Source organism: Malacoplasma penetrans HF-2, assembly GCF_000011225.1.
Classification (GTDB): domain Bacteria; phylum Bacillota_I; class Bacilli_A; order Mycoplasmatales; family Mycoplasmoidaceae; genus Malacoplasma; species Malacoplasma penetrans.
The window spans coordinates 1011987-1024628 of the sequence record NC_004432.1; the positions used below are offsets into that span (position 1 = coordinate 1011987).

The following is a 12642-nucleotide window of genomic DNA, read 5'->3' on the forward strand; positions in this document are numbered from 1 at the left end:
TTTCTGAGTAATAATATTTAATTTAATCCTTTTTTAAATATCTTAATACTATTCAAAACTTACTAAACAAAAAATGTGAGACAAGAATTTCTTATCTCACATTTTGATTAATAAATTATTAAAACTATTTTAATAATCTTCTAATTTTATTTCTTCTAACTATATATAAAGCAATTGCTAAAGAAACTAAAGTAATTCCAACCACACTTGTAATTACCGCAACTGATAAACTCATGTTTCTAATACTTGCAAATTTTGGACTTCAGCTAACTCCAAAAGTTTGGGTAGTACTAATAGAATCATATGTGCTTGATTTTGCGTAAACAGTAAACTCAAATGTTTCACCATTTCATCTATAGTCAAAGATTGTAATAGTGTCACCTTGTGAACTATCATATCCATTAATAGTTAAGATACTCAATATATCTGTTGAAGATAGTGCAGCATTAACATTATTGTTAGCAATTAATGATCTATAGCTAGTGCTGTTTCTATCAATTGAAATATTATATGTGCTTCCAATTGGTAACAACCCTGCATATCTTTGATAAATTACACCATCTTTTAAACCTAATTGGTTAGCAAAAGGAGTTTCAGAGAATGGAATATATTCATCTTTTGCATTTAATAAGTTACTAGAAACTGATTTACTAAAATCTATTTTTAATAAGAATGAACCATATTCACTATCATATGTTGTAGTACCTTCACTTCCATTTTGTTCTTGAACAAAAGTAACTTCAGGAGTGAATCCCATATAGTTAATTAAGTTTGAACTATATAAAGTAGAGAATTCATTTGGACTTACATCAGAAACTAATTTTGTACCATAATCAGAAAAACCACTAACTGTAGTTACATCTAAAATATTGTTTTGTTCAGAAGGGAATGGAGAAGTTCCAGAAGGTGTTAATAAATCTGTTTTTCTAGAACCTTGGAATCTAACACTACTTTTAGCATAGTTTGTAATTCCAGTATATCTAATAGCAAATTTACTAGGAGTATTGTTAGACAAGTTGTTATATTGAACTACAATCACAATATTTCCATTTTCATCATCTGGGAATAATGTAATAGTAGGATTATTTGGATACTTATCTTTAGTAGTAATAAAGTAATCGTTTACTGAATTTGGATTTCATAATGATGGTAATACATTAGCATATTGAGTTAAATTTCCTTCTAATGTCCCAACATCTACTGTTAAGAATTTTTCAGAACCATTTGTTAAAACACTTTGAGCTTCTGCTAATAAATCAGTAATACTAGAACTAGATTTATCTACTTTTGGTTTATCTGCATCTGTTTGACCAGCAAATGCAAAAGCATAAGTTGCAGCTGCTTTTTTAACAGTATATTGTTTATCATTAGCCATTGCATAACTAACAATTGAACCATATGCATTTTTATAAGTAACAGTAGCTTTTAGAGTAATTTGTCCAGCATTGTCATTTTTAGTAACAATAGCAAAGTTTATATTTAAATTACTATTTTGTAATGCCAATACACTTGATGGAATAGAAACAATTGAAGTTGCATTTCTTTTTAAAATATCTGTACTAATTTGAGATGGTTCTAATCTTGCAATATCAGCAGGTAAATTAGAAGCTCAAGTTGTTGCAGTTTGAATATTTGTAAATGTAAATTTACCAATTAAGAAACCTCTTGAGTTAAATTCTGAAGTTTGAGATCCATTACCATATCAAGAACCTACTAAAGTATAAGGAACTTTTACATATAGAGTTCCTGAAATATCATCAGCAATTAAAATAGCATTTGAAGTTTCTAAAGTTACATTAGATAAGCTAGTGTTGTTTTTAGTAATGTTAGTACTATTTACACCACTTGGAATTGAACTACTTCCAGCATTTGAAACATTGAAAGATGGAGCACTTGATTGTGAAGTAAATTGATTTGAAATCACACTACCATTTAAAAATCCTGTTCCAATAAAACCATTAGAACTTAATAAATAACCTGTATAACTTCTAGAAATTAAGTTGTCACTACTAGAAGAAGCAGAACTTAAAACTGGGAAAATCTGAGTTGTTTTTGCATTCTCTTCTTTTCCAGCAAAAGTTGCTCCTAAAGTTGTTGGAATATCCATTTTATTAAATGAATTTGAAACCAACATTGTGTTAACTTCTTTAGATTCTGTGGTTTTAAAATAAATTTGATTATTTACATCAATAAATGCAGAGTTAATACTTCCTGTAGTTATTGAGAAACCACCTAAATTACTATTAGAAGAACTTAATAAATCTGTAAAAGTAGAGTTAGACATTAAAGACTTATTTAAAGAAACACTGTAAATTTTGTTTTGAATAAAAATTACATAATCACTATTTCTTTTAAAACCATTAATATAAATATCACTAGCTTTAGTGCCTGTTAAAGATACAGATTGTGTTTTAGAACTAGTTATTTGATTCAAATCATCATTAACAAAATCCAATGAAAAATTTACATTACCATTTGTATCAGTAACTTGTGAAGTACTGGTTACAGCAATTGTGTAGTTAACATCTAGTGGAATCAAAGCAAATAAATGTTTAGAAGACAAAAAAGTAGATGTAATTTTAGCTGAATTAACCATACCTGTTTGTGGTTCAATTGTTAAGACTTGAGGATTAGTAGTTTTACTATTTCACAAATAAACAGAATTATTAAAATCAATAATTTGAATTTTGTCTACACTATTCCCCACTTCACTTGTAGAAACAATAGTTCCAGTTTTAGAAGAAACAATAATTAAATATTGAGTATCTGTTAATACATATAAATTATCAGTTTTATGGTTATAAGCTCAGTCAACTACTTTAGTACCTGCTTTTGTGAAATCAATTGCAGAAGAAGTTGATGTACTAAATCATGCAGCAGAATAATATCCATTGTTTTGACCGCTTGCAGAATTTAAAGTAATATATCAAGCTGGGTTTCCATATCAGTCAGTTGCACCAAATGATCTTGCTTCATCAAATAACAAAATAGGTCCATTATCATTAGATAAGTTTTTAAAACTATTTTGTTGATAATAACTTGTAGGAATTGAGATTTGTGCATTTTGAGTTTCTGTTGCCAAATTTTTTAACCCACTAGCTGTTGCTTTTGTTGAAGCACTAGTAACATCTAAACTAGAATCAGTTTTAGAAATGTTATTGGAAATATTAGAAGTGCTAGCAAGTTGAACAAAACCAACTGCTGATAATGCTGATGTTGCAAATACAGAAGCTAATAATATTTTTTTCTTATTCATATTTATTACCCTTACAACCAAATTAAATATAAATTTGTTTAAAAGAATTTAATTAGGATATATCTAATTAAATTCACATTATTTTTTCATAATATTTATATTTTAACTTAAAAAGTACCCAAAATGTAGCGCCCCCCCCTGTTTTAATTAGTGGTTATGTTTAGTAAATATATAGAACTAAAAAGAATTTATTTCTGGTTTTTATGACTTAATTAATATCTTAAAAAATATGTAGTATGTTTATTGAAACAATTTGTTAATTATATTCACTTTATTTAATTTTAATAACAGCAATTTAAAAACACTCCATTAATTTGGAGTGTTTTAAATCTTCATACAAATTAATTAGTTTTCTTCAAGATTCAATTTTTTATTAAATAATGAATTTCCATATAGTGCTGAAGCTATTGCTAATAATAAACTCATAACTAAAAAGAATATTCCATATATAAAGGCTGTAATATCTGGTAAATTCCCATTATCACTTGTTTGATTTTCAAACATAGCTTTTGATTGAGTTACAAAGTTGCTATAGTTGTCTATTCCTACTACTAGTAAAGTTATTCCTATAATTATAGATATTACTAAAAATGTTATAAGTACTGAAAATATTATTTTCTGTTTTGAATTAAATATATTTTTTATAAATTCAAACATAAATTACCTCTAGTTTTATTGATTAAAACTTTTTGATTTTTAAAAAGTTTTTCTTGTTTATATAAATTTGCTTTATTAACATTTTTAGATCTTTTAAAAATTTTAAAAACATCTTTAAAATTTTCTTGATTATTATTTTTATCTCTTTTTCTAATTATTCCATATAAGAAACATGTAATTAGCATACCAATAATAATAGTTACAAAGAATAATCCAATACCACCTACTAATCCAAATTGATTACTACTAACTGCACCTAAAATTCCAACTATTGGTCCACCATGTGCAGCTGCACAAGTTATACCTAAAGCACCAGCAATTCCACCAGTTATTGCACTTCCTATAACATTACATGCAATTGCTCTTTTAGGATCAGAAATTGCAAATGGAATAGCACCTTCACTAATACCAATAAAGCCCATTATAAATGCACTTATACCCATTGTTTTTTCTTCTTTATTGAATTTATTTCTAAAGATCATTGTACATAAACCCATTCCAAGTGGTGCAACCGGAATAGCTGCAGCCATCATTCCCATAGGTTCATTAACATTAGAAGAAATTAAAGCTGTACAAGTTAAGAAAGCTACTTTATTAATTGGTCCACCCATATCAAAACCAGCCATTGCTCCTATTAGAATTCCAATTGCAATACTTACTCCTAAACTAATATCTTTACTTACTGCATTTGAAGTATTACCTGAAACAAAAATACTTTTTAAAGCATTAATAAATTGCCCCATTACAAATGCAACTGGAGCACCAATTACAAATATTGCTATTAAACCATAGAATAAACCAACACCTAAAGGAATTACAAAAATAGGCATGATAGATGAAATTGATTTAGGAATTTTTCATGTATTAATTCATTTAACTGTATAACCTATTAAAAGCCCAAATAATATTGAACCTAAAAAGCCCATTCCCACACCATCATTTTGAATTCCAGCAAATGTATATATTGCATTTGGTGTATTACCTACAATTGAAACTATAAATGCTGGGGCAAGTGTTGCTCTTCCTGCAATTGAGTAAGCAATATAAGCACCTAAAACTCCTATCATTAAAGTGAATGCAACACTACCAATTTCATTAAGGTAGTAAAAGAAGTCTCCTTGAGGCGCTGAGTTATCTTGGCCATATATAGCTTTACCTAATCCTGCAGATAAAGCAATACATATACCACCTAAAATCACAAATGGGATCATATAACTTATTCCAGACAGAATATGTTTCATGACAGACATCTTTTTCTTTTCATCTTTATTAAATTCTTTTTGAGAATTATTTGTTTTTGTTTCTGATGATTTATAAATTGATTTAGAATTCAGTGCTTTATCAATTAATTCACTTGGATTATGAATTGCTTCTTTAATTGGTGTTTGGATTAATACTTTATTATTAAATCTTGATAAATCTAGACCTATATCACTAGCAACTATTATTGCATCAGCTTTTTGAATTTCTTCATTAGTTGCTTGATTTTTAATCCCAACACTTCCATGGGTTTCTACCTTAATTCAAATATTTTTAGATTTACCAGCTTCTTTTAATTTATCTGCTGCTAAATAAGTGTGAGCAACACCAACTGGACAAGCAGTTAAAGCAATAATTCTTTTTTGTGAATTGTCACTGACAGTTGAATTGTTAGTTGCAGAATCTTCAGTTGTAAAGTATTTATTTATTTCTTCATAAATTAAATCTTTAGAGTTTGTTTCTTTAATTTTATTAACAAAATTTTTATCCATTAGTGCAGTTGAAATTTTAGATAAGAAATCTAAATGAACTGAACTAACTTCTTCTGGAATTAATAAAACAAAAGCACAACTTGTTAATTGTTTATCTAAAGATTTTCAATCAATTGCTTTTTTAAATTTTATAAAAAGTATTGCAGGTTTTAAGATAGATTTTGTTCTAGCATGAGGTATTGCAAATCCATTTTCAAAACCAGTACTAGATTCTTCTTCTCTTGCTTTTAGTGCATTAGTAACATCAGTAACACTACTAATTATTCCTAATTCTTTTGCAAGGTTTGATATCTTTTTTAAAGCATCATTTTTTGAAGAAACTTCTAAGTTTGTTTTTATATATTTTTTATTAAATATATCCATAATTATCAACCTCCTTACAAATTTATTATTGCTTTATAAAATAAAAAATAAATTTAACTTTTTACTATTTACTTTGCAAAAAGTTAAATTTAGTACTTTGAGGGATTTTGGATAAAATCATTTAAATCAATTTTTTCTCAATCTTTACTTTTTCATAATTCATCATTTTTAATATTTGTAATTAAGTAAATTTTTTTATATTGGTTTATTTCTTTAATTTGTTCAAAAGAAGGATTCATTAAAACTTCATAATTTAATGTTTTTAATTTTGTTGTTTCTTCTATTTTCTTTTTAGCTATTTGGGAAAAAATAAAACCTGATGGACATTTAATAATTATTAGAGTGTCTTTCATTTGTTTTGAATCTCCTTTAGTATTATTTTAGAATCTAAATTTAAATCAACATTTGAACATACAGTAATTAAATTTGAGACATTTTCAATATGTTGAAGAAATAAATCTGGAACCACAAAAATAAAAATTTTAATTTTTTCATTTTTATAAGAATAGAATTCTTTCCCTTTAACTATACCCACTGAAATACAATATCCATTTTTAATAACACCTTCATTTATGTTTGCATGCAAAACAACAATATTATCTTTCACTTTAACAGTATTCATATTATTTTCTAATCTTTTATAAACATTATTGATATATGTTTCATCAATAAAATTATTTAGAAATTGTGAAGATAAGATATTTATTACATTATTTATAGAAGTATCATTATCTATTTCATAGAAATTATTAATATCTTTAGTGGATTCTTTTTTACTAATTATTTCTTTAACTTTTTCTTTAATAATTTCAATATCATGAGAAACTAAAAATTTATTTATATATAAAACCTCTATATTTGAATTTTCATAAATATTTTTAGATGAATTTGTAGTTAAAATCAGATCAATATTTTTTAATGAATGAATAAACTTTATATCAAAAAAATTACAATTTTTAATCTGATTATTTAGTTCATTATATAAAAATTTATAAACACTATTTATATCATTACAATCAATTGCTACATTAACTGTTGCAACCTTCTCTACAACAATGTTTGATATCAAATGTAAAAGGATGTAGTATATTTCAATATCTTGAAATTTAACATCCAATAATTGTTCAACTATATAAATATTCTTTTTTATAGCTAAAAAATAATTATTGTATTTAACAATAAAGTTTGGAATATTTTCTAATAAAAAAGTAAATTTAATTTTTTCTCTATGGTAAGCACAAGCAATGTGTTTGGTTAAATCTTCAATAACCATATTTTTATTATTCAAGTATACAAAAGTTTCTTGTTCAAATTTTTCAATCAACTTTTCTATACTAGATGAAATTTTTTCATAATTATCAATTTTCATTTTTTTGATTTTTCAACTTATATTTCCTGACAAAATGAAATAACAAAAATAGTTGAATTCATCTTTTACATTTTCTTTCTCAAATAATGCAGTATTTTTGCATTCTTTAAAATTTAAAAATATGTCTTTAAATTTTTCTTGTGAGAAAAATTCATTAAAGTGTTCTTCTATTTCTGAAAAGGTTTTACAATCTCTAAAAATTATTTTTGAATTTTTTTCATTATAAGAATTGATACCATCAAGACTAACTGGATTTATAAACAAAGATAAGTAAATGGCTTTCAAAAATTTGATGATTACATCTTTTAAATAATTTGAGATAGTTATTAGACATTTTTCTTCCAGCAAACTTAAAAGCAATAAAAATAATTTTGAATCTATTTCATTTAAAAAATCATTAATGAATTTATTAGAGGATTTTATTATTTTACAAAGAATTGATCTTTTATTTATTTCATTTATTTTTTTAATTTGAATATTATTTTTTTGGAATGATAAATCAAATATCCCTTTATAAATTTTAGATACTTCTGCAACATCATTTCTTATTGTTATTTCACTAACATTAAGAATTCTTTTTAATTCTTTTGTAGATACGGTTTTATAAATTAAAAGTAGAAAAATAATAATATCTTGTCTCTCATTGTTTGAGTAATAATAAATATTATCTTTATCTAATATTTCTTCAATGGTTTTTGCTTCTTCAGCAAAAACATAATTAAGGTTTTTATCTCTATCAATTGGTTTTAATTTTAATTCTTTTAATCAATCATTTAGCTGTTCAATATATAAATAACAAGATCTTTGTTTTAAATTCAAAATATCTTGAATTTCACTAATAGTTAATATTTTTTTCTTTAAAAACTGATTTAATAAAATTCTGATATTTTTATTTAATTGCATTTTTATTACACTTCTATTTAATATATATAATAATTTCTAAGCACCTGATTGAAACAATAACTTAATTACAAAAACATATACTTATATTAATCCACTCAACTTAATAATAAAGTTGCTTTACCTTTAATTTCTAATGCTGTATTAGATTTAGAAACAAAAGATGTTCCTATAGTACATTCATTGCCATTAATAATACAATTACCTTCTATTACAGTTCCTTGCATTCAAAATTTTTGAGGACTAATTATTTGATGATCTTTAACAATTATTTTCTTTAGTTTAAATAGATTGTTATCAACTAAAAAGTCATTTCTTTTCTTAACTGATTCTCCACTAGGAATTTCAAAAGGAAACTTAATTACATTCAAAGAATCTTCTATATGTAATTCTCTTTCTTTACCATCACTTTCTTTTCTATGATAATCAAATAATCTATAAGTAATATCACTTGACTGTTGTAATTCAAAAATTAAATTCCCTTTGTTAATAGCATGTACTGTTCCAGATGGAACATAGTAAAAATCATCAGGTTTAACAGGAATTTTTATTAAAGTTTCTTCTCATTTATCTTTTGCTATAATTTCACTCATCTCTTCTACACTTAAAGCTTTGTGACCATAGATAATAGAAGAATCTTTTAAACAATCTAAAATATATCAACATTCAGTTTTTCCTAATTTATTATGCTTATTTTTTGCATATTCATCATCAGGGTGTACTTGAACACTTAGGTTGTCATTAGCATCAATAATTTTTGAAAGTAAAGGATACTCATTTGTATATGAACCAAAGAATGTGTCTCTATAGTTATTAAAAAAATCATAAAAACTCATCCCTTTATATTCTTCATTAATTACAATACTAGATTTATCTTTTAAAGCACTAATTAATCAAGCTTCACCAGTTTTATCACTCGGAATATCATAACCAAATTTTTTAAGTTTATTACCACCTCAAATTTTTTGATCATAATAAGGTTTTAAAAATATTAAAGTGTTATTCATAATCATCCTAGAACTTAATTACAAAATTATATTAACTAATTTAAAGCAATTAAGTAATTAAAAAATTACAAATGCTTTTGCATTTTTCTAAATAATTATTATTTCAGTTTGTTATGTTGCTTTCACTAATAAAAAATGTGAGATAAGTATTTTCTTATTCTCACATTTATATAAATAAGGTAATTAAATTATTTAAGTAATTTTCTAATCTTGTTTCTTCTAATTATATAGAATGCAACTCCTAAAGAAACTAAAGTTATTCCTATCACACTTGTAATTACAGCAACTGATAAACTCATATTTCTTACACTTGCAAATTTAGGACTTCAACTAACCCCAAAAGTTTGAGTAGTACTAATTGAATCATATGTTAATGATTTTGCAAAAATTTGGAACTCAAACACTTCCCCATTTCATCTATAGTTATAGATTGTAATAGTATCCCCTTTTGAAGTGTCATATCCATTAATAGTTAAAATACTTAAAATGTCTGTTGAAGATAAAGAAGCATTAACATTATTGTTAGCAATTAATGATCTATAACTAGAACTATTTCTATCAATTGAAATATTATAAGTACTTCCAATTGGTAACAGTCCTGCATATCTTTGATAGATTATTCCATTGCTTAATCCCATTTGATTAGCAAAAGGAGTTTGTGAGAATGGAATATATTCATCTTTTGCATTTAATAAATTGCTAGAAACAGATTTACTAAAATCTATTTTTAATAAGAACGATCCATATTCACTATCATATGTTGTAGTTCCTTCAGTTCCGTTAGTTGTATCTTGAACAAAACTAACTTCAGGAGTGAATCCCATTGAACTAATTAAATTTGAATTATAGACTGTTGATAATTCATTAGGGCTAACTTGTGAAACTAATTTAGCCCCAAAATCTGAGAACCCACTAACAGTTGTAATATCTAAAATATTATTTTGTTCATTTGGGAAAGGTGAAGTTCCATCTGGTTTTAATAAATCTGATTTTTTAGAACCTTGGAATCTAACACTACTTTTAGCATAATTTGTAATTCCAGTATATCTAATAGCGAATTTACTAGGGGTGTCTTTTGATAAGTTATTATATTGAACTACTATTACAATATTCCCTGTTTCATCATCTGGAAATAATGAAACAGTTGGATTATTAGGATATTTATCCTTAGTAGTAATAAAGTAATCATTTACTGAATTTGGATTTCACAATGATGGTAATACGTTAGCATATTGAGCTAATGTTCCTTCTAATGTTCCAACATCCACTGTTAAGAAATTATCAGAACCATCTTTAACTGCTGCAGCTGCTTCAGTTAATAAAGTACCAATATCAGAATTATGTTTATTTACTTTTGGCTTATCTGCAGTTGTTTGACCAGCAAAAGCAAAATCATAATTAGCAGCTGCTTTTTTAACTTTATAAGTTTTATCAGTTGCCATTGCATAACTTACAATTGATCCATATGCATTTTTATAAGTAATAGTAGCTTTTAGAGTAATCTCACCATTATTATCATTTTTAGAAACTATTACAAAATTAATATTAAGATTACTATTTTGTAATGCCAATACACTTGAAGGAATTGTAACAATTGAAGTTCCATTTCTTTTTAAAAGCTCAGGATTAATTTGAGAAGGTTCTAATCTTGCAATATTTGCTGGTAAGTTAGTTGCTCAAGTAGTTGCTGTTTCAATTTTTTGAAAGTTAAACTTTCCAACTAAATATCCTCTAGAAATTACAGAGTTATTACCATTACCATATCAAGCACCTACCATTGTGTATGGAACTTTTACATATAATGAACCTGAAATATCATCAGCAATTAAAATGGCATTAGATGTTTCTAAAGTGACATTAGATAAACTATTGTTATTCTTTGCAATGTTTGTACTATTTACACCGCTTGGAATTGCACTGATACCAGCATTTGAAACATTAAATGATGGTGAGTTTGATTGCGTTGTGAATTGGTAATTTATAACACTACCATTTAAAAATCCTGTACCTATAAAACTGTCATAACTTAATATGTATCCTGTAAAACCACGAGATACTACTTGATTGTTTGAACTTGAATTTAACACAGGAAAAACTTGAGTATTTTTAGCATTTGCTTCTTTGTTAGCAAAAGTAGTATTTAATGTTATTGGAATTTCCATTTTATTAAATGAGTTAGAAACTGATAATGAATTAACATCTCTAGATTCTGAAGTTTTAAAATAGATTTGATTGTTTGCATCTAAAAAAGCTGAGTTAATAATACCACCACTTGGTAATGTGAAACCACCTAGATTAGTGTTGCTTGATCCTAATAGATCTGTAAATTTAGAACTAGACATTAATGACTTGTTTAAAGAAACACTATAAATTTTATTTTGAACAAAAATTACATAATCACTATTTCTTTGAAAACCATTAATGTAGATATCACTTGCTTTTGTACTGTTTAAAGTTGTAGTTTCAGAAACTGCACCACTTATCTTTTTTAAATTATCATCAACAAAATCCAAAGTTATAGAAACAGTAGAATTTGTATCAGCTTGTTTAGTAGTTGAAGTAACAGCAATAGAATAGTTAACATCCAAAGGGATTATTCCATACAGATATTTACCTGAGAATTCAGTTGTATTAATTTGAGAAGTATTCAATTTACCAGTTTGTGGTTCAACAGTATAAATGACAGACATAGTATTTTTACTATTTCATAAATAAACTGAACTATTGAAATCAACAATTTGAATTTTATCTACACTATTTCCAATTTCACTAGTAGATACAATAGTTCCTGTTTTTGAAGAAACTATTATTAAAAATGATTTGTCTGTTAACACATATAAATTATCTGTTTTGTGATTGTATGCTCAATCAACTACTTTAGTACCAGCTTTTGAAAAATCAATTGCAGAAGAAGTTGAGGTACTAAATCAAGCTGCAGAATAGTATCCATCATTTTTACCATCAGCAGAATTTAAAGTAATATATCAAGATGGATTGCCATATCAGTCTGTTGCACCAAAAGTTCTAGCATTATCAAATAACAAAATAGGTCCATTATCATTAGATAAGTTTTTAAAACTATTTTGTTGATAGTAACTTGTAGGAATTGAAATTTGTGCATTTTGAGTAGTATCAGTAGATAGATTTTTTAAACCACTATTAGATGTTGCTCTACTAGAAGCATTTGCATCTAAACTGGTTTCTTTTTTAAAAATATCATTTGAAACATTAGAAGTATTAATAAGTTGAGCAAACCCAACAGTAGATAATGCAAAAGTTGCAAATACAGATGCTAATAAAATCTTTTTCTTGTTCATAGTTGTTACCTCCTGATTAATA

Annotated in this window: 7 protein-coding genes; all 7 read right to left on the reverse strand. The window is 25.7% G+C overall.

Going from position 1 to position 12642, the window contains the following annotated elements; all coding sequences use genetic code 4:
* Window positions 1-124 precede the first annotated feature (124 nt).
* Complete coding sequence (locus MYPE_RS03960) at window positions 125-3256, reverse strand: hypothetical protein (protein WP_011077589.1); 3132 nt, start codon at window positions 3254-3256, stop codon at window positions 125-127.
* Between the two features lie 345 nt (window positions 3257-3601).
* The gene (locus MYPE_RS03965; RefSeq protein WP_044891291.1) at window positions 3602-3913 is read right to left on the reverse strand and encodes a hypothetical protein; all 312 of its coding nucleotides are present in this window, start codon (window positions 3911-3913) and stop codon (window positions 3602-3604) included.
* A complete protein-coding gene (locus tag MYPE_RS03970) occupies window positions 3898-6027 on the reverse strand; it encodes a PTS fructose transporter subunit IIABC (RefSeq protein WP_011077590.1) in 2130 nt (709 codons plus the stop codon). The genes MYPE_RS03965 and MYPE_RS03970 overlap by 16 nt, the downstream gene beginning before the upstream one ends.
* Before the next feature lie 89 nt (window positions 6028-6116).
* On the reverse strand, window positions 6117-6380 hold the full coding sequence (locus MYPE_RS03975; protein WP_011077591.1) for a hypothetical protein: 264 nt from the start codon (window positions 6378-6380) through the stop codon (window positions 6117-6119).
* Window positions 6365-8299 (reverse strand): PRD domain-containing protein, encoded by a 1935-nt coding sequence (locus tag MYPE_RS03980; protein ID WP_011077592.1) that lies wholly within the window; start codon window positions 8297-8299, stop codon window positions 6365-6367. The genes MYPE_RS03975 and MYPE_RS03980 overlap by 16 nt, the downstream gene beginning before the upstream one ends.
* An 86-nt stretch (window positions 8300-8385) precedes the next feature.
* Complete coding sequence (locus tag MYPE_RS03985) at window positions 8386-9303, reverse strand: type I phosphomannose isomerase catalytic subunit (protein WP_044891292.1); 918 nt, start codon at window positions 9301-9303, stop codon at window positions 8386-8388.
* A gap of 188 nt (window positions 9304-9491) precedes the next feature.
* On the reverse strand, window positions 9492-12620 hold the full coding sequence (locus tag MYPE_RS03990; protein ID WP_011077594.1) for a hypothetical protein: 3129 nt from the start codon (window positions 12618-12620) through the stop codon (window positions 9492-9494).
* Between the last annotated feature and the right edge of the window lie 22 nt (window positions 12621-12642).